At 69.3% G+C, this 25,956-nt stretch carries 20 protein-coding genes and 1 pseudogene; 7 read left to right on the forward strand and 14 right to left on the reverse strand.

From position 1 onward, the window contains the following. Positions 1 to 30 precede the first annotated feature (30 nt). A complete protein-coding gene (locus QJS31_RS32775) occupies positions 31 to 840 on the forward strand; it encodes a phosphotransferase family protein (protein WP_372341838.1) in 810 nt (269 codons plus the stop codon). A gap of 154 nt (positions 841 to 994) precedes the next feature. On the opposite strand, the gene QJS31_RS32780 is transcribed toward QJS31_RS32775, so the two are convergent. Further along, a complete protein-coding gene (locus tag QJS31_RS32780; RefSeq protein ID WP_306358555.1) occupies positions 995 to 1,645 on the reverse strand; it encodes a GNAT family N-acetyltransferase in 651 nt (216 codons plus the stop codon). Here QJS31_RS32780 and QJS31_RS32785 point away from each other — a divergent pair. Further along, positions 1,571 to 1,786, forward strand: a complete 216-nt coding sequence (locus tag QJS31_RS32785; RefSeq protein WP_282783063.1) for a serine hydrolase — start codon at positions 1,571 to 1,573, stop codon at positions 1,784 to 1,786. The genes QJS31_RS32780 and QJS31_RS32785 overlap by 75 nt on opposite strands. A 117-nt stretch (positions 1,787 to 1,903) precedes the next feature. Then, positions 1,904 to 2,143 (forward strand): hypothetical protein, encoded by a 240-nt coding sequence (locus QJS31_RS32790; RefSeq protein WP_306358556.1) that lies wholly within the window; start codon positions 1,904 to 1,906, stop codon positions 2,141 to 2,143. A gap of 890 nt (positions 2,144 to 3,033) precedes the next feature. Here the strand turns inward: QJS31_RS32790 and QJS31_RS32795 are convergent. Next, the gene (locus QJS31_RS32795) at positions 3,034 to 3,630 is read right to left on the reverse strand and encodes a hypothetical protein (RefSeq protein ID WP_282783058.1); all 597 of its coding nucleotides are present in this window, start codon (positions 3,628 to 3,630) and stop codon (positions 3,034 to 3,036) included. 549 nt (positions 3,631 to 4,179) lie between these two features. Beyond that, positions 4,180 to 4,830 (reverse strand): MspA family porin, encoded by a 651-nt coding sequence (locus QJS31_RS32800; protein WP_306358557.1) that lies wholly within the window; start codon positions 4,828 to 4,830, stop codon positions 4,180 to 4,182. Positions 4,831 to 5,151: 321 nt separating this feature from the next. Between QJS31_RS32800 and QJS31_RS32805 the strand changes: the two genes are divergently transcribed. After that, on the forward strand, positions 5,152 to 6,189 hold the full coding sequence (locus QJS31_RS32805; RefSeq protein ID WP_306358558.1) for an LLM class F420-dependent oxidoreductase: 1,038 nt from the start codon (positions 5,152 to 5,154) through the stop codon (positions 6,187 to 6,189). A 265-nt stretch (positions 6,190 to 6,454) separates the two neighbouring features. Here QJS31_RS32805 and QJS31_RS32810 read toward each other — a convergent pair whose 3' ends face one another. The 7 genes from QJS31_RS32810 to QJS31_RS32840 all read right to left on the reverse strand — a co-directional run bounded on the left by QJS31_RS32810 (position 6,455) and on the right by QJS31_RS32840 (position 12,220). Continuing rightward, complete coding sequence (locus tag QJS31_RS32810; RefSeq protein WP_282782945.1) at positions 6,455 to 6,790, reverse strand: STAS domain-containing protein; 336 nt, start codon at positions 6,788 to 6,790, stop codon at positions 6,455 to 6,457. 187 nt (positions 6,791 to 6,977) lie between these two features. Beyond that, complete coding sequence (locus tag QJS31_RS32815) at positions 6,978 to 9,212, reverse strand: SpoIIE family protein phosphatase (protein ID WP_282782927.1); 2,235 nt, start codon at positions 9,210 to 9,212, stop codon at positions 6,978 to 6,980. Continuing rightward, on the reverse strand, positions 9,209 to 9,841 hold the full coding sequence (locus QJS31_RS32820; RefSeq protein ID WP_282782929.1) for a SpoIIE family protein phosphatase: 633 nt from the start codon (positions 9,839 to 9,841) through the stop codon (positions 9,209 to 9,211). The genes QJS31_RS32815 and QJS31_RS32820 overlap by 4 nt, the downstream gene beginning before the upstream one ends. Beyond that, positions 9,834 to 10,247, reverse strand: a complete 414-nt coding sequence (locus QJS31_RS32825) for an anti-sigma regulatory factor (protein WP_282782931.1) — start codon at positions 10,245 to 10,247, stop codon at positions 9,834 to 9,836. The genes QJS31_RS32820 and QJS31_RS32825 overlap by 8 nt, the downstream gene beginning before the upstream one ends. Further along, positions 10,237 to 10,626: an STAS domain-containing protein gene (locus tag QJS31_RS32830; RefSeq protein ID WP_029923541.1), complete on the reverse strand. Its 390-nt coding sequence runs from the start codon at positions 10,624 to 10,626 to the stop codon at positions 10,237 to 10,239. The genes QJS31_RS32825 and QJS31_RS32830 overlap by 11 nt, the downstream gene beginning before the upstream one ends. Before the next feature lie 13 nt (positions 10,627 to 10,639). Further along, complete coding sequence (locus tag QJS31_RS32835) at positions 10,640 to 11,536, reverse strand: STAS domain-containing protein (protein ID WP_029923542.1); 897 nt, start codon at positions 11,534 to 11,536, stop codon at positions 10,640 to 10,642. Positions 11,537 to 11,698: 162 nt separating this feature from the next. Further along, on the reverse strand, positions 11,699 to 12,220 hold the full coding sequence (locus tag QJS31_RS32840) for a MarR family winged helix-turn-helix transcriptional regulator (RefSeq protein ID WP_282782935.1): 522 nt from the start codon (positions 12,218 to 12,220) through the stop codon (positions 11,699 to 11,701). A 190-nt stretch (positions 12,221 to 12,410) separates the two neighbouring features. Between QJS31_RS32840 and QJS31_RS32845 the strand changes: the two genes are divergently transcribed. Continuing rightward, positions 12,411 to 14,087, forward strand: coding sequence for a fumarate hydratase (locus QJS31_RS32845; protein ID WP_282782937.1), 1,677 nt, complete (start codon positions 12,411 to 12,413; stop codon positions 14,085 to 14,087). Positions 14,088 to 14,144: 57 nt separating this feature from the next. On the opposite strand, the gene QJS31_RS32850 is transcribed toward QJS31_RS32845, so the two are convergent. Then, complete coding sequence (locus tag QJS31_RS32850) at positions 14,145 to 15,623, reverse strand: FAD-binding oxidoreductase (protein ID WP_306358559.1); 1,479 nt, start codon at positions 15,621 to 15,623, stop codon at positions 14,145 to 14,147. Positions 15,624 to 16,650: 1,027 nt separating this feature from the next. Between QJS31_RS32850 and QJS31_RS32855 the strand changes: the two genes are divergently transcribed. Both QJS31_RS32855 and QJS31_RS32860 read left to right on the forward strand, forming a co-directional pair. Then, entirely contained in the window at positions 16,651 to 17,073 is a 423-nt protein-coding gene (locus QJS31_RS32855; RefSeq protein ID WP_372341724.1) for a M15 family metallopeptidase, read from the forward strand. A 186-nt stretch (positions 17,074 to 17,259) separates the two neighbouring features. Then, positions 17,260 to 17,511 (forward strand): hypothetical protein, encoded by a 252-nt coding sequence (locus tag QJS31_RS32860; protein ID WP_282782941.1) that lies wholly within the window; start codon positions 17,260 to 17,262, stop codon positions 17,509 to 17,511. 146 nt (positions 17,512 to 17,657) lie between these two features. Here QJS31_RS32860 and QJS31_RS32865 read toward each other — a convergent pair whose 3' ends face one another. The 3 genes and pseudogenes from QJS31_RS32865 to QJS31_RS32875 form a co-directional block, all read right to left on the reverse strand. After that, positions 17,658 to 22,238 carry an SbcC/MukB-like Walker B domain-containing protein gene (locus QJS31_RS32865; protein ID WP_306358560.1) on the reverse strand — a complete coding sequence of 1,527 codons (4,581 nt, stop codon included), beginning with the start codon at positions 22,236 to 22,238 and terminating at the stop codon, positions 17,658 to 17,660. 3 nt (positions 22,239 to 22,241) lie between these two features. Further along, the gene (locus tag QJS31_RS32870; RefSeq protein ID WP_282786248.1) at positions 22,242 to 23,621 is read right to left on the reverse strand and encodes a TIGR02678 family protein; all 1,380 of its coding nucleotides are present in this window, start codon (positions 23,619 to 23,621) and stop codon (positions 22,242 to 22,244) included. Positions 23,622 to 24,352: 731 nt separating this feature from the next. Continuing rightward, a pseudogene (locus QJS31_RS32875) lies at positions 24,353 to 25,852 on the reverse strand (TIGR02677 family protein); the annotation flags it as partial. Positions 25,853 to 25,956 lie beyond the last annotated feature (104 nt).

Below are 25,956 nucleotides of genomic sequence, written 5' to 3' on the forward strand. Positions count from 1 at the left end.
CGGCGAGTAGGCATCAACGGCAGCGACGCGATGCTGCTACGGCATCACACGAACGCTGTCTATGTGCTTGTCCGCGCGCGGGTCGCCGTCAAGATCGGTCGGCCGGAGCACCGCCACATCGACGTAGTCGGTTTGGTGCGGTGGCTGGACGACCACTGCGTGCCGTCGGTGGCTTTGACCGACGTCGACCAGCCCATCGAGGTCGCAGGCTGCCCGGTGACCTTCTGGCGGTATCTGGATCAGCGCGGTGGTCTGGTCAGTGCGATTGATCTGGCAGGACCACTTGCCGCATTGCATGCGGTCCCGCCGCGCCCGCCGGTCGAGGTGCCGGACCAGCAGATATCGCGCAGCTTCGACGCCATCACCAAAGCTATCGACATCAGCCGCATCCTGTCGCCCATGGACCGAACCCTGCTCCACGCGCATCGAGAGCAGTTGGCCGCGGAAGCGCACGAGGTTCGGTACGTCCTCGATCCCGCACTGATTCACGGCGACGCGCACCATCGCAACGCGCTGTGGGACCGCGACGGTGGGGGGCGTGCGGTGCTGTGCGACTGGGAGAGCGCTGCTGTCGGCCCGCCGGAATGGGATCTGGTGACCCTCGAGGTGCATTGCCGCCGGTTCGGTCACCCGCCACGCGAGTATGACGAGTTCTGCCGCGAGTACGGGTTCGACATCCGCGACTGGGATGGGTATGCGTGGCTGCGGCGTCTGCGGGAGCTGCGCATGATCACCACCAATGCGCGTAAGGCCGCCGTGGGGTTGAGCACGGTCGTGGAGGTGCGTCGGCGGATCGAGGCGCTGCGTGCCGGCGAGCAGATCGGCTGGAGCATTCTCTAGCTGTTTGACTGATCAGTAGCGGTCGTCGACCTCAGCGGCGAACTGGCAGCTGTCCTCGTCGCTGCTGTCGTCTGGCTATCCCCGGCGGTGACCGGCATCGGACGTCGAGTCGCGTGCAGGGTCGGTGCACGTCACCTGCGGCGTGCTCGGGTGATTACGCGGCGAGTTCGAGGGTGATGAGGGTGAAGCCCGTGTCGGGTTCGAGGTGACGGTCGATTTCGCCGAAGCCGAGGCGGGCGTAGAAGGCGCGGGCGGTGGTGTTGAGTTCAAAGACGTCGAGGGTCACCGTGCCGTGGAGGCTGCGGGCATGGTCGACCAATTGTTGTCCGATGCCGGACTTTTGGACGGAGGGGTCGACGAACAGGCCGCCGATCTCGGCTTCGAGCAGCCCCAGTAGTCCGACCACGCCCTTGCCGGGAAGTTCGGCGACCCAGTTGTCGGCGTTGACGAGATAGATCTCGCGGAGCTTGCGCTCCCGTTCGCCGGTGCCCTCGCCCGCGATGAACGGATGCGCGATGCGGGTGGCGCGGCTCCAGAGCCCGACCACGGCTTCTTCGTCCTCGGGCCGGTAGCGGCGGATGGTCGGTGCGGCCGGTTCGGGCGGGGAGGAGTCAGCAGAAGTCACGAGGAACCACCTTTGCGGTGTGGTAGCTGTCTTGGCAAATGAATTATGGAGCTCGACGACCGGGTCCTGATCGGCAGCAACACCAAGACATTCGCGGCGACGGTGATGCTGCCGTTGGTAGCCGAGGGCAAAGCCGAACTCGATGCGCCGGTGGAACGGTGTCTGCCGGGAGTGATACACGGACCATATATCGACGGGAACCGGATCGCGATCCGAAACCTGTTGCGGCACAACAGTGGGCTACCGGAGTACGCCGCGGTGTTCGGGCGGAACCCAAGCCAGGACAGCTCGAGATCATGTCCGAGCAGACGCGATGGATGACAGTCGACATGGCCGAATTGATGCCCGACGCGCTGACGGCGCCCGCCGATTTCGAAATCCCGTCGGTTACACCGAAGTCGGAGGTGAACGGGTCGACTACTCCGATCAGAATGTCTCATGGAGTGGCGCGGACGGAGGATGGTCGGGCCCGGTGCGGACCTCAACCGGTTCTTCACCGCGCTCCTGGACGGAAGACTGCTTCCGCCGGCACAGTCGGCGGAGATGAAGACGGTCAGAACCGTCGATGAGGACGGCGGTATGGCATACGGCCTCGGGTTGGCGACGACCGCCGGGTGGGTTGCCGGCGCCGTGTCCCGTGGATTCGACAACCGGAACCCCGGCACTGGACTGGCGTGACGCACCCGGAGCGCCACCCGTCAGGACTGAGTCCGGGGGAGCTTCACGGTATCCGTGGACGGTGGCATTCAGCAGTTATCGAAACGCCACTTCCCATCGATAAATGTCCAGATTCGAGGTGTTGGGTCGTCTTCGTTCGCTCGTGGATCGGTGTTCGTCGTAATGACAACACCGGACGATCCTGAAGCTGTAACGATTATTTTGGGAGGATGTGTTTTCAAGTCTCTCGAGTCGTAGAGGTTCTTCATCGACGCTATGTAGTCGACTTGAGGGACTTTAATTCTGCATCGTGGTGATCTGAACTGGTACGCTGCGGCATAGTCATGATCTGCAACTGCGAGCAACATTTTGGTAGCTTCTGTTTCCAGCGCCGCCGAACTCATATCCGGCTCGGGGGAGTCTAGATTTCCTGTGTTTCCACAGGCCGCGAGTAGGATAGATGTGGCGACCAGCGTCAGGCACGCGGTTATGACTGCGCGAGGGCGTGTCATGTTGTACCTCTCTGTGAAAACAATCGGGCGGCGGCGTCAGGGGTCATAACGAGAACGGCCAGGAGCAGTCCGTAGCGGAACTCTCGTGGAATTGGTATAGGTAAAAGGCACACGATGGCTGCTATGCCGACAAGGACCGCCACCACTAGGATGACGCGCGGGTCACGGTAGTTATACTTCGCCCTGTTTTCCTGTCTATAGGTGTCATCTATCGCTCGGGCCGCCGCTCGTACCAGTCCAGTATCGGTCGATCGGATGTACAAGCGGGTGGTTACCCGTGCCACGAGCAGGATGAGCAGGGCTACTGCCAGGGGAAGTGCAGCGTAAACGGCCTCGCGCATTCAGCCTCGTTCCTTTCGATCGCCCATGGAGTCATGTGATTATGGACCTACACCGAGATCAGACGAGAACGGATGGCGGCACCTGCTGTGGTGGTCGAGTCGGTTCCGCCGGGGTGGGCGGCACATTGGGCTCCTGTACTTCAAGGGTCGACGGCGGCACCGCTGTCGTCGCCGGCGGGCCTGTGGTCGGTGGGTTCGTGGTAGGTGGTGCGGCAGTAGTAGGTTGGGCGCCCCCGCCTTCTCCGCCATTGCCGTTGTTTCCGGTCGGCGTCGTGGTCGGCGGTGGGGTGGGGGAAGAAGTTTCCACGGGGAGTATCTCGACCTGGATGTCCTTACTGACCGTGAAGCCGAGAATCTTCTTTTCCGTAATGGTGATCCTGAACTGGAACTTACCCTTCGGTTTGATCTTGTACGAGTCGATGGCGAATACGATTGCCACGGCGATCAGGCCGCAGCCCACGCCTGCCCACGTGCCACCTTTCACTTCAACATTGCAGAAGGCAGCGGCAACTGCGGGAATCCCCCACTTGGCAATCGACCACAGGTAGTCGGAAGTTTCCGGATCGAGCGTCCACGTTCCTTCGGGCAACTGATCCCAGACTGATCTGTCGAACAGATCGCCGGGGAAGATATCAGGCAACTCCGGCATCGGCATCTCAGGAATGCGTGGAAAAACATCAGGGATTTCAGGTAACCGCGGAACTCGTGGTGGGAAGTCGAGGTCGACGGGAGTCGGGTCCAGACTTGGACCATTTACCGAGCTCCCAGCGGGTGGCTGTGATACACCGGCAGGTGTATCAGGTGACACCGGTTTCGCATCCTCGGGAACTGGAATGATCGGGGTGCCGTTGCCCGGTGGCAGCGAGGGCGGTGTCAGCGCTCCAGCGCCAGGACCACCCCCGGTGCCCGGCTGGTTTGGGGACCAGCTTGGTAGCGGTGGCTGTGAGGCCGTTATCGGCGGCTCAGGCACATCGATGCATGGCCACCCAGGGTGCATTTGCTGCCACTGTTCGCATGGAATGTACGGTGCGGCTTGTGCGGGGGCGGCGACATGCTCACTGGTCAGCGCAATCGCCCCGGCTATGACGAGTGTTCCGCTAAGGGTGGTGGCGAGCGCCCTGTGTCTTCGTTGTCTGCTGCGGAAGTGTGAAGCCATCCTGTGGTTTTCCTTCCGTCGGCCCAGAATAGGACCGGCGCCGGCGGGTCAGAGGGTGATGGGGTCGCCGTAGACGGTGACGGAGTTGTCCGCTGTGTTCGTGGAGATGGCGGCGGTGGCGAAGGAGCGCATCGTGACCGGTCCCATGCAGGCGTCGACTTTGACTTCGACTTGTTCGGCGGTCACCGAGCCGCGTTGGGCGGCAAAGGGTTTGGAGCCGAAGGTGACGGTGCTGATCGTTCCCGGTTTGAGTGTGGTGGAGATGTTCGGTGAGACCGATGCCTGTCCGCCGACGCTGACGCTGGGGGGCCAGCTGATGTTGAGGGAGGCGTTGGGGCCGATGGTGAAGCCCATGCCGAGGGTCAGGCCGGTGGACACGTCGACTTGGCAGCCGATTTGGTAGCCGTAGGTGACGGCGCCGGAATTGATCGGGGCTCGGCCGTTGCCGGTGACCTCGGCGATCGCCTTGAGCGAGACGAAGCCCTCGCGGCTCGTCGGCGAGGCGGACAACGCCGGGTAGCGATCGAGGTTTTCTGCGGTTTTGGTGACGGTCAGCAGCCAGCCGTCGTCGGTTTCGACAGTGCGGGCTTTGTCGGCGACTGTGTCCGCGGCTGCGGTGTATGTGAGCAAACTGCTAGCGACGAGTCCTGCGGCGGTGGCGCCGAGGATGGTGCTGCGGCGGATTCGAGCGAACTTCATCAGGTGGTGCCCCCTGGCGCTGGCGTGGCCCGGTGCTGCCCGGGCGAGATGCTTACCGCTACATAAGAACCCATTGGCAAATATGTAGCAAACACACGGATTGTGTGCATCCCCCCGAAGTGCGTGCCGGTGACTGCGTAAATGGCCTGATCAACCCCCACGAAGCTCGCATGGGAACGTCGGACTGTGATGTCCGGCACTTTGACGCGCTGACGTCCTCCTAGGTCATTCCGGGATGGTTAGGGGCATGTTCGGGTGAGCACGCCCCCTCACCAGGGGCGCGGTGGAGGCTCCCGCTGGGCAGCGCTTAAGCTTCGGGTCATGCGTATCGGACTGTCGATCAATTACACCGACGGCTTCAAAGAGGTGGCGGCCGAGGTCGCGGATCTGGAGCGGGCCGGGCTCGATATCGTCTTCGTGCCGGAGGCGTACTCGTTCGACGCCGTGAGCGCGCTGGGGTATCTGGCCGCCAAGACCGAGCGGGTACAGCTGGCCTCGGGCATTCTGCAGCTCTACACGCGCACACCTACGCTTACCGCCATGACGGCGGCCGGGCTCGACTACGTCTCCGACGGCCGCTACGTGCTCGGTCTCGGGGCGTCGGGTCCGCAGGTGATCGAGGGGTTCCACGGGGTGCCCTACGACGCGCCGATCGGGCGGACCCGCGAGGTGCTGGAGATCTGTCGCAAGGTGTGGCGGCGGGAGCGGCTGCAACACCGGGGCAAGTACTACACCATTCCGCTGCCCGAGGGGGAGGGGACCGGGTTGGGGAAGCCGCTGAAGCTGATCAACCATCCGGTGCGCGAACGGATTCCGGTGCTGTTGGCGGCGCTGGGGCCGAAGAACGTGGAGTTGGCCGCGGAAATGGCGGAGGGGTGGCAGCCGATCTTCTTCCTGCCCGAGAAGGCCGACGCGGTGTGGGGCGACGCGGTGAAAGCCGGTCTGGCCAAACGCGATCCGGCGTTGGGCAAGCTGGACGTGTACGCCGGTCCGGCGCTGGCCATCGGTGACGACGTGGAACCACTGCGGGAATGGGTGAAACCGCATCTGGCGCTCTACATCGGCGGCATGGGTGCGAAGGGGAAGAACTTCTACCACGCCCTGGCGACCAAGTACGGGTACGGCGCGGAGGCCGATCGGATTCAGGAGCTCTACCTCGCGGGGAAGAAGGAAGAGGCCGCCAAGGTGGTGCCCGACGACCTGGTTCGCGATGTGAACCTGATCGGGTCGGCCGGATTCGTGAAGGAACGGATCGCGGCCTTCCGCGAGGCGGGCGTCACCGTGCTCAATGTGGTGCCCTTGGCGGGTACGCCCGCCGAGCGGGTGAAGCTGATCGAGCAGTTGCGCGCTCTGGTCTGAAGACTGGCCCGGATACACGACCGCGTGCCCGCCGAGCGGCGGGCACGCGGTTTTACGGTGGGTCGCACCGGTCGTCGTGGGCGGCAGCCGTCGAATCGCGGTCGGCGCGGCGTTCGTGCGGAGGGCGGCACGCCGGGAATGCGGGTGCCCCGGGCAGCGCTCCCGCGAGAACCGCAGGGCAGCGGTGCCGTCGGTCCGCCGGGATGGTGGGCCGCGGTGCCGACAGCGGCATCCGGGGTGGTGGGACCCGGCGGAACCGGTTGAATCAGTTGGGCCGGAAGGAGGCCAGGGCTTCGTCGAGAGTGGGGAACAACGCGAAGACCTGGTCCAGATTGGTCATCTTGAGCTGGCGGCCGGTGGCGGGGCCGTCGGCCACGACGGCGATGCGAGTGTCACCCGCGCGCTGATGGGCGGCCACCAGGGCCGCCATCCCCGCCGAGGCGAGGAAGCTGACGTCGGACAGATCGATCACGAGCGCCGTGGGTTTGCCGCCCAGCGTCGCGTCGATGGCGTTCTCGAGCGCGGGGGCGGTGGCCAAATCGACCTCGCCGGCCACGGTGAGCACGGTCGCTTCGTCGCGCACCGAGACCGTGGTGGTCATCGTGTCGGCGAGGGGATACGCGTCTCCGGAAGTGTTGGTCACATCAGAACAATCTGCCATGAACGGTCCTTTCCCGCTGCATCGTCGGCCACATCGGTATCGGATCGGTAGCCGAGCTCGTGGTGAAATACCCGGCTACCGCAGCATTTCGGCAGCTACACCGGAGGCGGTGGCGCAATCGTGCCGCTCATAGGCGACTCGCCGCCGCGGAGAACGACACCGCGGGCAGCCGCACCACCATCCGCACCCGGGTCCCCGGTCCGCCGTGGTCGATATCGAGTTTGTCGGTGAGCGCCTGCATCATGGCGATACCACGCCCACGGTGTCCGGGATCGGCGGGCAGCGGCCGCCACACGCCGGTGTCGCAGACATCGATGGTGACGGTGTCGATCCCGGATTCGGCGAGCAGTTCCACCCGCGCCGGGTGCCCACCCAGGTAGGCGTGTTCGATGCTGTTGCTGCATGCCTCGTTGGCGGCGGCGATGATGTCGGTGGCGATCTCCTTGGGGACCGCCGCCGAATCCAGCCACGCCTCGAGCCTACGCCGCATCCCGGCGAGTTCACCGGGAGCGGCCGGGAAATCCAGGTGCAGCGGCGCCGGCGGCTGCCGGTACACCACCATGGCGACGTCGTCGTCGTAACCCCCGGCCGGGCGCAATCGCGACAGCACCGAGTCGGCCACCTCGCGCGGCATCTGCCCGGCAACCCCGGACAGTTCGTCGGCCAGTTCCACGAACCGCTCGTCGATATCCACGCCGCGCTGTTCGACGAGACCGTCGGTGAACAGCACCAGCGTGGATCCCGCAGCCATCGGCGTGGTGGCCTCGGGGCGGCGGGGCGGATCGAAGGTGGCCAATGGAACCGACCGGCCGCCTTCCAGCAGGCGGCCCTTGCTGCCCGGTTCGGCGAGTACCGGCGGCATATGTCCCGCGCTGGAGTAGCGGACCAGACCGCGCACCGGATCCAGGATGGCCGCGCACACCGTGGTGCACATGGCACCCGGAATCCGCGCGGCGACCGTGTCGAGTTCGGCCAGCAGCTGTGCCGGACCGGCCCCGCGCAGCAGCAATGCCCGTGCGGCGGTGCGCAATTGCCCCATGACCACGGCCGCCGACAGCCCACGTCCGACACAGTCGCCGACCACCACACCCATGGTGCCGTCCTCGAGCCGGACGACGTCGTACCAGTCGCCACCGATCTCCAAGGGCGGCAACGCCGGTTCGTAGTGCACGGAGAAGCGCGGCGGCAGCTCGATGGGGCCGAGCATGGCCCGTTGCAGGGTCAGCGAGGTGGAACGCGCCTGATCGAAGTTGCGCGCCCGCTGCACCGCCAGACTCAGATGCCCGACCAGCAGCGAGAACAGCGCCCAGTCACCCGGACTGATGGCGCGCGGTGCGGCGAAGCGCAGCCACAGCGCCGAATCCCCGGTCTCGCCCAGCGGCGCGACGATCCCCTCGGAGCTGGACGCGCCCTCCGGAATGGCGAACATACTGCGGCCCGGCCGCAGCCGGGCCCGGTCCAGCAGCGCCCGCGCCCGCGCGTCCAGTACCTGCCGTGACTCGCCCGTGCGCGGATTGTCTTCGGAGACATACAGTTCCGGCCCGGTATGGCGGTTCGGCCACACCGACACCACTGCCGACTCCGCGCCGACGGTGTGCCGCAGCTCCTCCAGCCCGACCGTGAGCACCTCCACCACGCTGGTGGCCGCGCCCACCGCGGTGGCCAGCCGCGACACCGCCTGATCGCGGGCCTGCGCATCGTGCTCGGCGGTGACATCGCGAATGGTGCCGACGAAGATCCGTTCCCCGTCTTCGGGTTTCACCAGTGACGAGGTGCTCACCGCCAGCCACAGCCGCCGCCCGTCGCGATGCCGCACCGGCATGACGAACCGGGCCGCGTCGGTGCCCAGATCCGGGTAGCGCGGGCCGTCCGGCACCGACCACGGATGCGGCAGCGGATACGGCACGCCGTCGGGGCCGTAGCCGGTGAGCGCGCCGAAGGCCGAGTTGACCTCCACCAGTGTGCCGTTCGAGTCCACCACGAAGAAGCCGTCCTGCAGTGACTCCACCAGCGCGGTGCGGAAGGCGTCGCGTCCGGCGAGATCCTCGGCGCGGGAACGCTCCGCCTCGTAGCGCCGCGCCCCGTCCAGGAAGCCGCGGGTGGCCACATCCAGCGCCGCCATGGTCTGGAGCAGGAATTCCAGTGCGGCGTCGGCGCGTTCGTCGTGCGCGGCGGGCAGCAGCCCCTCGTCCTCCAGGATGCGGAAGTGGTGCTCGGTGAGGTCGAGGATGCTGACACCCTCCACCAGGGCACGGCGGCCCAGTTCGTACCCCTCGTTGAGGGTGGTCTGGTTGGGCGCGCGCAGGTGCTGGCGCAGTGCGCCGGTGTACGCCGCGCGGAAGGCGGCCAGCACCGCACTCACGGCGTCGATCCCGTATGCCCGCGGTGCCGTGCGGCGAGCACGAGCGCGTCGTCGGTGTCCTTGGCGTGCTTCGCCAGAATCTCGGCGGTGATGTCGGCGGTCGGCTTGGCCAGGTCGATGCCGTCGGCGTAGTCGGGCACGATGCCGTCGGTGGACATCAGCAGCAGATCACCGGGCCGCACCGCCACCGTCTGCGCCTGCAGATTGGGTGGCAGCAGATAGCCGACGATCCCACCGACCAGCAGCGCCGCCGCCCGTATCGCCGGTTTGCCGGGAGCCGCGGCGATGATCCGGGATTCGACATTGCCGACCCCGAGCCACTGCACCTTCTCCCCGGCGTCCAGCAGCGCCAGCGATACCGCCGCGCCGCGGGTGTCGGCCATGGCGCGATGACACAGCAGCATCAGCACGTCCAGGGGTTCGGCGCGATTCTCCGACAGCACCTGGGCCGCCCGATCGGCCGCGTCGGCCGCGGCCGCACCGTGCCCGAGCCCGTCCATCACCGCGAACAGCACCGAATCGCCGCCCGCGTCGAGTATCACCGACCGATCGCCGGAGACTCGCTGCCCGGGTAGCGCCCGTCCGGCGACCGCCCATTCCACCGCACCGATGAATCCGTCGTCATGCACCGGCGGGCACCCACTTCCACATCTCCACGAGAGTGCCGTGGCCGGGGGTGGACTCGATGATCAGCTTGTCCATGAGTCGGCGCGCGCCCGGCAGGCCCAGCCCGAGGCCGCGCCCGGTGGAGTAGCCGTCCTCCAGTGCCCGCGGGATGTCGAGAATGCCGGGGCCTTGATCCTGTGCCTGTACCACCAGTGCCCGGCGGCCTTCCTTGTCGGTCACCGACAGTCGGATCTCCCCGCTGCCTGCGTAACTCGTGATATTGCGGGCTACCTCCGAGATGGCGGTGGAGATCATGGTGATGTCGGTGAGTGAGAACCCGTGCTCCAGCGCGAGTTCCCGCCCGGCCTGCCGTGCGGTGACGATGTCGTTCGACTCTTTCACCGCGATCACCACGTAGTCAGCGGCCACGATCACGACCGTCTCGCTGGCGGCGGGTATCGAGTTTGATGTTCAACCAGGCCAGACCCTCCTCCAGATCGAGGGCGGTGTGCATGTCCTCGAAGGTGAGTCCGAGCTGAACCATGGCGAACGCGACTTCGGGCTGCAGACCCACGATGACCGTCTCCGCACCCCGCAGCTTGGTCATGTGGGCGATGGTACGCAGCGATCTGGCCGCGAAGGAGTCCATCACGTCGATTGCCGTGACATCGACGATGATTCCCTGCGCCCGGTACTTGCTGACGTACTTCATCAGGTCGTCCTGCAGGCGCTCGGTGTCGGCGTCGGTGAGGGCGGACTGCACCGACGCGATGAGGTAGGTCCCCTGTTTCAGAATGGGTACCGGCATGAGCGGGCCCGGTCTACCTTCCGTCGCGTTCGGCGGTCACGCGCGACACCTCGTAGCCGAGCAGCCGCTCCGCCTCCTCGATACCACCCTGCAGGTCGCCGACGGCGTTCATCTTGGACAGATCCAGGCCGATGGTGACGAGGGTCAGGGCGATCTCCGAGGACAGGCCGGTGATGATGACGTTCGCACCCATCAGGCCCGAGGCGTCGACGGTCTGCACCAGATGGTTGGCCACGGTGGAGTCGATCGCGGGCACACCGGTGATGTCGATGACGACCACCTTGGCGCGATTGGCTCGGATGGCCCGCAGCAGCTGTTCGGTCAGCTGCCGGGCGCGTTGCGAGTCCAGCACGCCGATGATCGGGAGGATGAGCAGCTGCTCACGCACCTGGAGAACGGGCGTCGACAGCTCGCGGATGGCCTCCTGCTGCTGGCGGATGACGCGCTCGCGCTCCTGCACGAAGGACACGCCCACGGTGTTGGCGATGCGGTTGGCCGCGGGTTCGTAGGCGTCGAGCACCTGGTTCAGCAGCTCGAAGTTCGACTGGTACTTCTCGAACAGCGAGCGGGCCAGCACATCTCGCAGCAACAGCACGATGCCGAGGACCTCGTCGGTCTCGACGCCTCTGGGAATGATGCGCTCGGACAGGTCACGCGCGTACGCCTGCAGCGCCTCGACGCTACCGGTCTCGAGAACCTCGACGTAGTTGTCGAAGATCGAGGTCGCCTCGGAGAAGATCTCCTCCGGGGTCATGGCGGTCAGCAGCTGGGCGTCCGTAATACGGCGGGCCCACTCCTCGCGCAGCTCGGTGCGATTCTGCCGCAGGTGTTCGACCAGCTGTGGAAGCAGGTTGTCGACGGACCCCGCGGGCAGTGAATCCGCCGGAAGGCCGATGGACACGTCGGACATGGAAACTCCTGCCCCTTTCACTAAGGCCAGGTTCGGGTGCTCGGTGTGCGCTCGGTTGCCGACAGTCTGCGTGGAACACATGACAGAGCAGCCGTTGCCGAGCCTAGTCTTACCCAATACCCGATGGGCGCGAAACCAAACACGGGCGGGGCGGAGAAATCGTCACGCGGAATGACGGTTCCGGGGTTGTTGCTGGGCCGACGGTCTTCGATGGTGGTCCAGCAGTGTGTCGTAGATATCGGCCAGGGCCGCCAACTGGTCGCGGTCCAGCACGTCGATCATGTGCCGGCGGACGCTGTCGACGTGGGCGGGAGCGGCGGATTCCAGCACCTGCGCGCCCTTGTCGGTGAGGACGGCGGCGGTGCGGCGGGCATCGTCGGGAATGGACTCCCGGGCCACCAGGCCGCGCTTCTCCATCCGGGTGATCTGGTGGGACAGGCGGCTCTGCGACCACTCCAGGACCGCGGCCAGTTCGGCGAAACTGCGGCGGTGGTCGGGCGCGTCGGCGAGCCGGGCCAAGACGGTGTACTCGACATAGGTGAGATCGGACTCACGTAGGGAGTCCCGGCCGACCGCGGCGGCGATCAGGTCGCGGGTGAAGACGAAGCCGAGCCAGGCGCGCCGCTCGAGATCGTCGAGCCACCGGGGCTCGGTGACGGTGCCACTCTCGGGCTCTGTTGCCATGCTGTTTCCCTCCCCACCGCAGACGATCGCATCATGGACAGGTAACACCGTGCGGGTTGAAGGTGCAACCTTTGCATGGTTCGCAGAAATAAGGTTTGCCTTAGGCACGGGGTCGGCGGCGTGCTGGCTAGGCTCTCCGGTGCTTCAACACGCCCCGGCCGCCCCCGGCCCTGCTCGAGGAGTGCGATTCGTGACCGCGCCTGACTTCCTGTACTCGGATCTGCTGCCGACGGGTGCCGACGACACTCCGTATCGGCTGCTCACCACCGAGGGCGTCAGCACCTTCTCCACCGGCGGCCGCACCTTCCTCCAGGTCGAGCCGGAGGTGTTGCGCATGCTCACCCAGGAGGCCATGCACGACATCAGCCACTACCTGCGGCCCGACCACCTGAAGCAGCTGCGCAAGATCATCGACGATCCGGAGTCCAGCGGCAACGACCGCTTCGTGGCGTTGGACCTACTCAAGAACGTGAACATCTCCGCGGGCGGCATCCTGCCCATGTGCCAGGACACCGGCACCGCCATCGTCATGGGCAAGAAGTCCGAGGGCGTGCTCACCGGCGTCGACGACGCCGAGTGGATCTCGCGCGGCGTGTACGACGCCTACACCAAGCTGAACCTGCGCTACTCCCAGCTCGCGCCGCTCACCATGTGGGACGAGAAGAACACCGGCAGCAATCTGCCCGCGCAGGTCGAGTTGTACTCGGCGGCGGGCGATCCCGCGCATCCGGCCTACAAGTTCCTGTTCATGGCCAAGGGCGGCGGATCGGCCAACAAGTCCTTCCTGTACCAGGAGACCAAGGCCATCCTGAATCCGGATCGCATGCTGGAATTCCTAGACGAGAAGATCCGCTCGCTCGGCACCGCCGCCTGCCCGCCGTACCACCTGGCGGTCGTGATCGGCGGCACCTCGGCCGAATTCGCTTTGAAGACGGCCAAATACGCCTCCGCGCACTACCTGGACACCATGCCGACCGAGGGGTCCATGGCCGCGCACGGCTTCCGCGACCTCGAACTCGAGGAGCAGGTGTTCAAGCTCACCCAGTCCTTCGGGATCGGCGCGCAGTTCGGCGGCAAGTACTTCTGCCACGACGTGCGGGTCATTCGGCTGCCGCGGCACGGGGCGTCCTGCCCGGTGGCCATCGCGGTGTCCTGCTCGGCGGACCGGCAGGCCAAGGCAAAGATCACCCCGGAGGGCGTGTTCCTGGAGCAATTGGAACGCGAACCGGCGCAGTACCTGCCGGAGCAGACCGACGAGATCCTGGGCGGCGACGTCGTCAAGATCGACCTGAACCGGCCCATGTCCGAGATCCGCGCCGAACTGTCGAAATACCCGGTGAAGACCCGGCTTTCGCTCACCGGTCCGCTGGTGGTGGCGCGCGACATCGCGCACGCCAAGATCAAGGAGCGGCTCGACGCGGGCGAGGAGATGCCGCAGTACCTGCGCGATATGGCCGTCTACTACGCCGGGCCGGCCAAGACTCCCGACGGATACGCCTCCGGCTCCTTCGGCCCCACCACCGCCGGACGCATGGACTCCTACGTCGACCAGTTCCAGGCCGCGGGCGGCTCGTTCGTCATGCTGGCCAAGGGCAATCGCTCCGCGCAGGTCACCCGCGCGTGCAAGGAACACGGCGGGTTCTACCTCGGCTCCATCGGCGGACCGGCCGCGCGACTGGCCCTGGACTGCATCAAATCCGTCGAGGTGCTCGAATACCCGGAACTCGGCATGGAAGCCGTGTGGAAGATCGAGGTCGAGGACTTCCCGGCGTTCATCGTGGTCGACGACAAGGGCAACGACTTCTTCGCCGAAACCCAGAAGCCGATCGCGCTGCGGGTGCGGACCCGGTCCAAGGAACGCGTCTGACGCGGTGAGATCGCCGCGCCGCTCGTAGCGGGGCGCTACAGAGCTGGCGTAAGCCGGTCAGACTCCCGCGCCGGTGCGCAGGCGGCGATCCGGGTCGACCAGGCGGCGAATCGTGCGGAGCCGACCGATGTTGTCGCCGAAGTACCGTTCGGCGGGGGTGTCCGGTTCCGGGTAGTTGAGGTAGGCCCCGGCCGTCGCCGTGCCCGGTGCGGTGTGCGCCTCGGTGACCCAGCGGTGGGCGGCGGCCGGGTCGGCGGGGGAGTCGACCAGCCACTGCACGGTGGCGGCGTGGCGACGCCACGGAAAGGCCGAGGCTGTCGGTTCGGCGTCGCGGACCGCGCCGTCGAGGGGGTCGATCAATGCGTAACCCGGTGCTCGCGAACGGGATCCGGCGAAGACGTGGGCGACGATGCGCTCGGCGGCCGCCGTGAGATCGGTGACGACATCGGAACCGGCGGCCTTGGTGGAGCGGGGCGTGTCGGTGGTGCCACCGGCGAGGGTGCGCACCGCATCGAGATGGTCCAGGGTGTAGCTCTCCTTCGCGCTGGGGGAAACGCCCACGGCGGCGGCGAATTCGGCGGTGGCGGCGTCGCCGAGCCCGGCCGGGCAGACGAGCAGCGCCCGGCACACCGCGTCCCCGGCCTCGACCGAGACGGTGAGGCCCGCCCAGACCGATCGCTCGGCCGTCGGCATCCAGCGCGCCCACCCGAGCAGGGCGCGCACCGTCGCATCGCGCGGAAAGGTCAGCCGCACGACGTCTTTCGCGGTCGCGGCATGGGTGCGCAGGGTCAGCGACGTGACCACACCCACCGTGCCGCCCGCGCCCCGCAGTGCCCAGAACAGATCCGGGAACCGGGAATCCGACACCGTGCGCGCCTCGCCGCCCGGCAGCACCAGATCGACGGCGACGAGCCGATCACACGTCAACCCGTACGTCCGGGAGTCGACGCCGAGCCCGCCGCCCAGCGTGAGCCCGGTGAGACCGACGGTCGGGCAGGTGCCGACCGGCAGCGCCCGCCCGAAGCGCGCCAGCTCGCGCAGCAGCGGAAACAATGTCACCCCCGCCCCCACGGTCACGGTATCGCCCGCGACCGCCACCCGGTCGAGTCGCCGTACGTCGACCACCACGGCATCGGTGGTAGCGGACGCGCCGACATACGAATGCCCACCCGCCCGCGCCGCCACGGCGAGCCCCCGCTCGGCCGCGAAACCCACTGCGGCCCGGACATCCTCGGCATCCGCCGCCGCTACGACCCCGGCCGGAACGCGGCCATCGAACCGTGGATCGAACAACCGTGCGGCGACTGCGTATTCGCCGTCCCCGGGCACCAGCACCCGCCCCCGCACCCGATCCCGCAACTCCGTCCACATCCCCGGATCGGCCTGTGCGCTCACACCGCTGCCACTGCCCAACACCGCCGCCGCGCCGACCCCCAGCCGCAGCGCCCCGCGCCGCGACAGCGCTGGACCCCCGCCACCCGGACCCGGAGCAGGCGCATCGGACCCGCTGTGCGGTGACCTCGAATCAGCGTCCATATCGTCGGAGTACCCCTCACAGTCGGCGCGCGACGGGGATTCGTCACCCGAAGTCCGGCGGATGGCCGCCCGTGGCGGGGCGACCGTGGCCGGGACGGGAAGGCCGGGCCTCGCCGTCGCCAACGGCACCCGACGTGGCTTGGCCACCTCTACACCCGCGACTTGGGCCGCACCCGTGGCGGGGCGACCGTGGCCGGGGCGGCAAGGCCGGGTCTCGCCGTCGCCAACGCACCGAATACGGCTTGGTCGCCTGGACGCGCCCTCCGCATCCAACCGCACCTGCCCGCCGCCCGGCCCACCGTTCCGGCGGGTTCGGCTCGGGTCGCTGGGGGCTGCGGCCACCGCCCGGTCGGGCGGTTGTCGGAGTGCCAGTCGTCCCATCGGCGGCTGTCGCGCCGGACTGGTTGTCGCACGGTCGGCATCGGCGCGCAAAACGGCGGTGGCGCGCAAGCGGCCGCCGTTCGGTCGAGGCTGTCCGTGTGCGATTCCGGCGCGGCGGCGTGCCGTGGTGCGAAACGCCGTGGGGGTGTGGGGCCGATAGGATGCGCGGACGGTCGCTGTGCGGAAGATCTGGTTCGCGAGTTTTCGGCGTTCTCCTGCGGGGCCGGGTGTCGGGTGGCACCGGGTCGGGTTCGGGACCGATCCGAGTCGGGTGTGCGAACGAATATGTGGAGGTGAGCGGATGCGGATGAACAAGGGCGAGGGTGGTTCTCGCGGTGCCGAGGGCGGGCGCGGGGTGCGGCGTGGAGCCGTACTCGCGCTGCTGGCCGGTACCGCGTTCGGCGGCGTGAGCACATCGGTGGCGCACGCGCACCCCGAACCCGCTGTTCCCGCCGCCACCGAGGAAACCGGTACCGCACCGGCGGGGGTGGCGGACGCCACGGTGTCCCCGCGCGACGGGGTGGTCGCCACGGTGTGGCCGTCGGGCGCGGGCGGGGAGTCCGCGACGGCGCGGTCCTTCACGCCGTCGGATGCCGCCGCCCTGCTCGTCTTCGGCGGCACCCGCGTGGCGGACTTCGCGACCCACCTGGTCTCCGCCGGTGCCGGCCAGCCACCCGCGCGGTTCGTCGCCACCACCGCGGGCCTGGACCCGCTGCTGGCCATCGCCTACGACCTGGCCGCCGCCGAGGCGCACGCCCAGGGCGTTCCGCTGTCCATCACCTCCGGCTACCGCAGCCCCGGTGAACAGCAGGCCATGTGGGAGGACGGCATCGCCACCTACGGCAGCCCGGAGGAGGCTCGCCGCTGGGTGCTGCCGCCCGAGGAATCCACCCATGTCACCGGCCAGGCCGTGGACGTCGGCCCGCGGGAGGGCGCGGCGTGGCTGGAGGTCAACGGCAACCGCTGGGGTCTGTGCCGCACCTTCGACAACGAATGGTGGCATTTCGAACTCGCCACCCTGCCCGGCCAGCCCTGCCCCGCCCGACTACCCGACGCCTCCGCGCGCTGAACGCCGCACCGGGCGACAAACCCGCGGACAAGGCGATGTCCGCACATTCGCCCGGTGTGTGCGCAGGTGGTTCGGCATAGTGTGACGCTGGCGCACGTGCCGGCACTCCGTCGTCACGACGGTCGACATCGGTCAGGCATCGTTGCGCCCCGCACACCCGCGGGGACGATTCGGGAGGTTTTTCGGGTGGTCAGGCACGGCAACCGCAGCACCAACCGCACGGCACGCTCCGCCCTCGCACACCCGAGACCCCCGATCCGCCGCGCCGCCCGCAGCGAACCTCTCTACCCGCCGGGCTGGCTCCTGCTCGAACTCCCCACCGCCATCCTGCTGGCCGTCTTCATCGGCACCGGCTGGCTCGGCTACGCCCACCCCACCGGCCCCACCCACCCCCAGCCCGCCGTGGTGGTCCCGCTGGAAGCGCCCGCCCACCCCTGACCACACCGCGCCGAGTAGGTCGAGTGATCACGGGAACCGGTGGCGGTAACGCCCGGGAGGGGTCTGCCACCGGTTCCCCCTCGCGGTCGGACATCGGCGAGGAGAGTGTCGGCGAGGGGATGCCGCCTTCGATTTCCCCTTCGCGGTCAGGCGTCGGCCAGGAGAGTGTCGGTGAGGGGGATGCCGCCTTCGATGGTGTGCGGTGTGCGGCGGCGGTTGGGGGAGCCGAGGGCGGTGGTGAGGTCGGTGCCGTCGTGTTCGGCGAGCAGATCGCCCGCATCCCAGACGAGCAGGGTGGCGCTGACGGTGTTCTCAGCCGCGGAGTGGGCGAGATCGTAGTGGGCGCAGGCGGGAACGTGGTCGTAGGTGATCCACAGGTCGTAGCCGGTCATGAACAGGTCGAGATCGAATTGCACCGAGAGGCCGAGCAATTCGCTGCGACCGTTGTCGTCGACACCGGCGAACGCCTCGTCCAGGGCGAGTAGGCGCGGCGCCTGCGGATCGGCCGAATCGAGCATAACGTGCGCGGCCGCGAACAGCGGAAGATGCAGTGAGACCGACTGTTCGCCGCCGGACAGGGCGCTGTGCCGGGCCACGGTGAGCCGGTCCTCGGTGCCGTCGGCGGTGATGATGGTGAAGGAGAACACCCGCCAGGTGCGGTAATCCAGTGTGGTGGCGAGGATCTCCGGGAACGACCGCTCCGGATGGGCGGCGCGGGCGGCCCGGATCTCCGCTGCGAAATGCGAGCGGATGGTCGACAGGTCGTCGGCGGTGAGCTCGGAGGAGTCGCGGTCGAGAATCTTGCAGACCGCCCGCGCCGGATCGGAGAGCGTATCCGCGAGCACCCAGTGCACGCCGATGGTGTTGCCCGAGGACATGTGCCGCTGCTTCATCTCCGCACCCATCTTGGCGATGAGATCGCGGGCGTCGCCGGTGCGTTCGTGGATCTGCTGGGCCAGGCCGGTGAGCAGGGCGTCCTCCAGGATGCGGCGCTCGGAGTCGGTGAGCAGCAATTCCTGATCGCGCCGGGCGGCGGCGATGCGCTCGGCGAAATCGGCCAGGGCCGACAGGCCGTGCTCGTCGTGCACCTGTACCACCGTGAGTCCGTCGGCGGCATCCCACTGCAGGCGGTAGTCCTGGCGGGAGGCGGCGAGGGCGGCATCGAACTCCTGCAGCGCGGTGGTGACCGCGCTGCGGGTGGATTTGCGGGCCGCCTCGCCCGCCCGCACCGCAGCGGTTGCGGCGGAGAGGTTCTCGAACAGTTCGAGCACCTCGGGCGGGAGCACCGGCGGCTGCTGCTCCGGATCGCCGTTCTCGATGCGGTAGAGCAGCTGCTCCGGGGTGGACCAGGCGGCATCGCTGCTGGGCCAGCGGCTTTCGGCCTGCGCGCCGAGCAGGGTGAGTAGATCCGGACGGGCGTACGGGGCGAGAGTCCGCACGTCGGTGCGCAATTCGGCGAGGGCGGTGCCGAGCGCGTCGTGGGCGGCGCGGTGCGCGCCCTCCGCGCTGCCCACCGCCTCGATGGACTCGTGCGCGGCCTTGCGGGCGGCCTTCTGCTCGGCACGGGCGGCGTCGATCTTCTCCCGCGCGGCCTCCAGCTCGCGGTCGATATCGGCCGCGCCCGCACCCAGCGCCTCGCGCAGGGTCTCCAGCTTGCGCAGCTGCTCCTCGTACCCGGTCCGGGCGGCCTCGGCCTCCTCGGCGAACGCCTCGGCCAGATCCCGGGATTCGTCGAGGCGGTCGCGCGCCTCCCGGGTGCGTTCGTGCTCACGCTGATGATCGCCGCGCAGGCGCAGCAGGGCGGTGCCGGCGTTCTCGAAATGCCGGACGGCGGCGGCCAAGGCGTCCAGTTCCGCCGGATCGCGCGGGGCGCGATGGTCGGCGGCGATGGCGCGCACCTTCTTCTCCGCGGCCGTGCAGTCGGCGATGGCCTGATCGAGGTCCCGCTCGGTCTGCGCGGTGGCCTCGGAGCGCGAGCGCAGCATGCCCGCCGCCTCGGACACAGCGCGCAGCGCGGCGGTGACGGCGGCGGTGCGCGGCAGCGCCTTGGCGGCGGCGGTGATGCGCGTGAGTTCGGCGGTGGCGGCGGCCGCCTCGGCCTCGGCCTCGGCAATGGCGGCCTCGGTGGCCTCGATGGCGGCCGCCAGTTCCGCCAGCCGCAGTTCGCGGCGGCGGGCACGGGCGGTGGTGCCGATGAATTCGGCGTCGGACTTGGTGTGGCGGCCCAGCTGGATGCCCTGGCGGAAGTGGCCGCCGGTGGTCACCGTGAGGCGCGGGTGTGCGGCGACGGCGGCCAGCGATGCCGGGTCGGCGGCGCGGGCACCGTCCGCCCCGGACGCGGCACGGGCCTGCGCGCTGTCCGACCCGGACGCGGCACCGGCCTCCGTACCGGCGTTCGGGGGCGTGGTGGTGGCGCTCTCGTGCAGGGCGATCGAGGCGAGGATGTCGGCGACCGTGGTGCGGGGGACGCCGAAGGTGTCGTCCTCGACCTCCAGGACGTCGGCCAGGGTGGGGCCGGTGGGGCGGTCGGCCGGAGGAAGGGGGAGCAGGAACTGCTCGGAGTCGTGCGCCGGGATGTCGGAACTCGGGTTCACCCAGGCGTCCAGGAGGTTCGCGGCCTGCAGGGCGGCCTCGACACCGGCCGCGGACGCGGGGGTGAGGTGCGGGGCGAAGCGGACCAGTCGCCACAGGGGTGCGCCGGGGCGGGCGTCGCGATCGGCGGTGCGGGCCGCGAACGGTGGTGGGGCGTCGTCGCGTTCGGCCGCGATGCGCTGCTGTTCGGCGCGCAGCTCGGCGAGCTGGGCCGTGGACTGGTCGGCCCGGGTGCGGGCGTGCAGGCGGCGGGCGCGGATGTCCTCGGTGAGCGGTTCGGTGCGCTCGGCGAGAACCTCTGCCGGGGTGAGGAATTCGGTGCCGGAATCGGCGGCGGGTGTGCCGGTGGCGGACGGGGTGTCGGTGGGGCCGATGTCGGCGGTGGGCGTGGCGTCGCCGTCGAGACCGTGCTGTGGTTGCCCACCCCGCGTCCCCGGCGCACCCCGCGGCCCCGGCGCGGACTGCCGGAGCTCGGTGGCGGCGGATCCGGACGCGTGCGCCGACTGTTCGGACCCGGCGGTCGACTTCTTGCGCGGCTTCCGGCCGCCGGCAGCGGGTGCGGGTGCGGGGGTGGGTTCGGTGCCGGTGCTGGTGAGGGCGTGTTCGAGGGCTTCGACCAGGCCCTCCCGCACCGGGCCGTAGACATCGCGGTGAGTGTTCCACCACTCGCGCAGGGCGGCGGCGGTATCGGAGCGGGCGAGGGTGACGGCGGCCTCGGCCTCGGCGAGTTCGGCGGCGGCGGCATCACGCAGTTCCAGGGCGCGCTGGGCGGCGCGCTCGGCCCGGGTGCGTTCGGTGGCGGCGGCGTCGACCAGGGTGAGGGCGCGGCGGACCGCGCGCACGTCGGCGTCGCGCTCCTCGGCGTGGCTGCGCACCGTGGTGGTGAGCTGGTCGCCGCGCGCCTGCTCGGGCAGTGCGGCCCATTCGATGCCCGCTTCGGTTGCGGCACTGCGCAGTTCGTCCTCGCCGCGAGCGAGGGCGGAGGCGGCGTGCTGCACGGCGGCCTGGGCGCGCTCGAACTCCTCGGCGCGCTGGTCGACGGTCTGGCTGGCCTTGGTGGCCTTGTCGCGGTGCACGGCGGCCGAGGTCTCCAGGCGGCGCACCGCGTCGGCGAGGTCGTCGAGTTGCTGTTTGCCCTCGTAGGCGCTGGAGCGCTGGAGGGTTTCGCGGTCGGCGAGGGCCTGCTCGTAGGCGCGGTCGGCATCGTCGGCGCGGGTTTCGGCGGCGGCTCGTTCGGTGTCGCGGCGCTGCCGCAGCGCCGAGGCGGCGTGCAGGGCGGTGGCCGCGTGGGTGACCGCGTCGAGTCGGGTGCGCACCTGGTCGACGTCGGTCTTCGCCTGTACCGCAAGGTATTTGCGGTACACGGTGACGAAGGTGCGGGTGGCGGTGTCGGCCTGCACCAGGCCCTCGAGGGTGCGGCCCACCTCCTCCATATCGCTGAAGGAGCGGGCGGCGTCGAGGATCAGCTGCTCATCGAGCGGGCGCAGGCCGTCGGTGAGTGCCTGCGACAGTCCGCGCGGGTCCAGGTTCTTCGCCAGCTGCGGGCGGCGCAGCGTGAGGATGAGATTGATGAGCTGGTCGTAGCGCTGCTGCCCGAGCCCGAACATGCGGGCGTCGATGGCGGCTCGGTACTCCACCGGCCGGTCCACGATGGCGTCGGTCCCGATCTGCTCGGCCAGCTGCTTGCGGGTCAGCGGCCGGTCCTCGGAGTCCAGCAGGGAGAAGTCCACGCCCACCCGGCCGTCCGCGACGAAGTACCAGCGCGTCACCTTGTCGGCGGAGCGGGTGGCGCGCATCCCGATGCCGACGGTCACCACCTCGGGGTCGGCCCAGCTGCCGCGCGCGAACTCCATCCATACGTACGAGTACGCCGATTCCTGTTTGCGGTACAGCAGATTCGACTTCATGGTGCGCTCTTCGCCGGCGAACGGATTCAGCCGCCGCGGCTCGATGCGCCCGTCCAGCACGAACGGGAACAGCACCTCGAGCGCCTTGGTCTTACCCGAGCCGTTGGGTCCGCGCAGCACCAGTCGCCCGTCGGCGAAACAGAATTCCTGATCGCGGTAATCCCACAGGTTCACGATCCCCGCGCGGGTGGGGACGAAGCGCACACCACCGTGAATGAGGTCGCCCATGGGTCAGACAGTCCCTTCTATATCGCCGGGTGCCACGAAGAGTTCGGTTTCCGCGCGCGTGCGGACGGTCACCACCGCCCCTCGGTAGCGGGCCAGGGCGGGTAGCACGAGCAGACCGCCGTCGAGCACCTCCACCAGGCGCAGCCGCTCCAGCAGCGCCACCACCTCACCGGTCAGACCGGGTGCGTCGGCCTGCCACTGGGCGGCGAACGTCGCGCCGTAGCGGTCGGTGAGCGCCCGCACCGTGTCGAGAATCCAGGAGGACGCGATGAACGGGTACTCCGGGATCTCGGCCGGTTCGGGGTCGTCGTCGGTCGCGTCCTCGGCGGCGAACGGATCCACCGGATCCGACAGCGGCGCGAAGACCGTGCGCATCGGAATGGCGGAATCGAGCTGCTCGGTGAGATCGGTCAGCGGGCGTTCCGGGCGGGGACGGCGCTCGACCGGATTGTCGATATCCAATACCAGGTCCGCGATCTCGCCCACCAGGAGCAGGGCGACCTGGGCCAGGGTGCCGGTGCTCGGGAAACGGATATCGGACAGGCGGCCCGAACTGTCGATGAGCGCCACGCCCTCGGCGCGGCGTTCGGCCGGTAATCCGGTGAGCAGTTCCACCTCGGCGACCAGCTTGTCCTGGGCCAGCAGTGCGCGCTCGGCGGGCGGGAGGTCCGCGGCGTAGACGACCGGCAGCTCCACCAGCGCGCGCCGGACCCGGCGGGCCGCCAGCGCCGCCGCGGGGGAGCGGGTGTCGGCCGCGGTGGCCTCGTCGCCGAGCAGCCCGGTGACGCTGTGCAGGTGCTGGAGGGCGCGCGGCGGTCGGAACAGGGCGAAGACCACCGCCCGGTCGATGTCGTAAAGTGCCTCTCCCGCTTCGGGATCCGCGGCCCAACCACCCGCGTCACCGTCGGCGAGGGCCACCGCGCCGCGCGCCGCCAGCCAGCCGACGGCATCCACGAACGCGTCCCGATCGGCGGCCCGGTCGGGAGCGAGTTCGAGACCGTCCACCTGTTCGGCGTAGGCGGCCACCTGGTCGGCCAGTTCGGACAGGGTGATCTGGTCACCGGCGCGGCCCAGCGCGGCCAGCGCGAGGGACAGATAGGCGTAGCGCCGACGGTCGAAGACACGGTCGGCGACCGTGCGGGCCGGGCGCGCACCGTCGAGCTGGTCCACGATCGGGAACAGTCGCGCGGTGGTCTCGGTGACCTCCAGGCGGTAGCCGAAGAGTTCGGCGAGGTCTTCCCGCAGTTCGGTGGCCCAGCGGCGAATGAGTGCGAGCGCGATGCGATCCGGGTAGGTGCGGGTGACGAGGTGGTTGGCCAGGATCACCCGGGCGGCGCGCTGATAGCTGTCCAGCGCGAGCGAGTCGATGGTCCGAGCGTGCATCAGCCGCGCACCCCCGCGGTCGGCATATCGTCGGACGTGTCGAGTCGCGCGGCCGGTGTGCCGGGGGTCGTTGCCGATTCGTTTGTCGCGCTGAGGTCCGTGGTCGACTCGAGTGCCGAGTCGGAGGCCGCGTTGTCGGCGGGTGCTGTGCCCCCGGCGGCGGTGGCAGTCGGCCTGTCGTCGGCCGTGATCGCGGGTGATTCGCTGCTGGGAGTGCGCCGCTCGGCCGTCTGCTCGGTGCGTCGGGCCGGGGTGCGGTCGTCGACGGTGGGAGTAGGGGAGCCATCCGGGCGGTTCCGTGGGTGCCCACACCGAGCGCTGGTTGCGGACGGCCCGCGCCCAGCGGGTGCGAGGGCTGTCGGGGAGTTGTCGGCGGTGATGGTCTCCGGGAGTTCGCCACCGGTCGCAGTGGTACGGGTGGCCCGCCCCGGGCGCGGGAGCCCGGTATCGGCGAGAGATCTCGCGGTGGCGGGGGAATCCGCAGCGGGCGTGGGGGTGGCCCCCGACGATTCGCCGTCGCTCGCGAAGGTTTCGGTCGCCGGATCGGGGTGTCGGGGCTCGGTATCGACAGGCGTCGGCTCGCCGTCCGGAGTGCGGCGCGCTCGCCCGCTGGGCGCCTCGGGCACGGCCGGCCCACGTGCGGCGGTGGCCGTGGCGGGCGAATCCGATGGCGTGGCGGGCGTTTTCGCCTTCCCCGCTGTCGCGGCGCGTTGGCGGCGGCCGGTGTTCTCGCGGATCTCGAGGGTGCGGCCGTTGAGGTGGAGCAGGCCGCGGGAGGTGCGGACGGCGGTGGAGCCGGGGTGTTCGCGCACGGTGAGGGTGACGCCGTTGTCGGTGCCGGTGGTGCCGCCGACGCGGCCGCTGACCGGGACCCAGGCGGTGGAGGCGGCGTCGAGCAGCTTCAGTAGGACCTCGGTTTCGCCCTCGTCGAGGACGCGGTCGTAGAGGTCGGCGGCGGCGAGGGAGCGGGCGGCCTCGGCGCGGGCGCGCTGGGCGTCGAGCTGGGCCTGGCGCAGGCGGCGGATACCGGCGTCGTTGCGCTGGATGCGGGCGGGCGCGCCGGGCGTGGGCGGGCGGCCGGTCTCGGCGAGGGTGCGGGCGATCTCCAGCGGTGGTGCGTCCCACCAGGAGCGGATGGCGGGGATGACGTCCGCGTCGGGATGCCGCATGGACAGATGGCGGGGGCGGCCGAGACCGAAGACGGCGTCGTAGAGGGCGTGCGCGGCCTCGGCGGTGGGGGCGGCGGTGAACCAGCCCGCCAGATGGCGCAGTGCCGATTCGCGGGAGACGCCGCCCTTGCGGGTCTCGGTGACGCGGCGCAGCAGCGACAGCACCGCCGCGATGGCGCTCATGGTGGCCTCGCGCAGGCGCTCGCATTCGGTGAGCGCGCCCTCGGCCTCCGACGGCAGGAACCAGGCGTGCAGGCCCTGCCAGCGCGCCCGCCAATCCGCCTGTCGCGCAGCGGTATCGAGCAGGACGCGTTCGTCGCAGCGGGCGGCGCGCTCGATCAGCTCGTCCACCCCGGTCGCCTCGACCTCGCGGATGGCGGTGGCCAGGCGCGGCGCGAACCGCGCGAGGTCCATGGAGAATTCGCGCATATGCGCCAGCAGCGCGTCCTTGTGGACGAGGAACGCCTCGGGGGTGACCTCGGTGGTGCGCACCAGGTCGCCGAGGGTGAGATAGAAATGCGCGGCGCGGTCGGCCAGATCCGACAGCGCCCGGTCCAGCCGGTTGAGCACCCGGTACACCCGGGGCGCGTCACCGGTGCGGTTGGCTTCGGCCAGGGTGTGCAGGTCCGCCAGCAGTTCCGGCAGCACCAGACGCGAGAGCGCCGCCTCGTCCAGTCGCGCGTCCAACACATCCGAGACCGCTCGGTACGCCTGATAGCCCGCCTGCGAGAACTGGTAGACGAAATGCCGGTTCCGGTACTCGGCCAGCGTCGCCGCCCGGGTGCCGTCGTAGCTGCGCTCCAGCACGCCCCACTGGTGCAACTGCTCCAGCAGCGGCCCCACCTCGGTCGCGGTCAGCGCGGGAGCCCCCGGGCAACGTCCGAGCGTCTCCACGACGTCACTGGCGTGCAGCAGCACTACATAGGCGGCCCGCGCGGTGTCGAAGGCGCGCAACACCCACAGGTAATCGGCCCGTTTCTCGGCGGTGGCGAAGGAGAACAGCCGGAGCCGATCGGCGTGCGGCAGATCCCCTCCACCGACCCCGGACGGGTCGGGCAGCAATCCGGCAGCGGTCTCGGTCACCGGGGTGAGACTAATACCGCCCCCGCCCGAGTCCCCAATGCGGCCGCTGTTCGGCGCGCCACAGCGACCCGAATGCCGACGTG

The organism is Nocardia sp. CC213A (assembly GCF_030766805.1).
Lineage (GTDB): Bacteria > Actinomycetota > Actinomycetes > Mycobacteriales > Mycobacteriaceae > Nocardia > Nocardia otitidiscaviarum.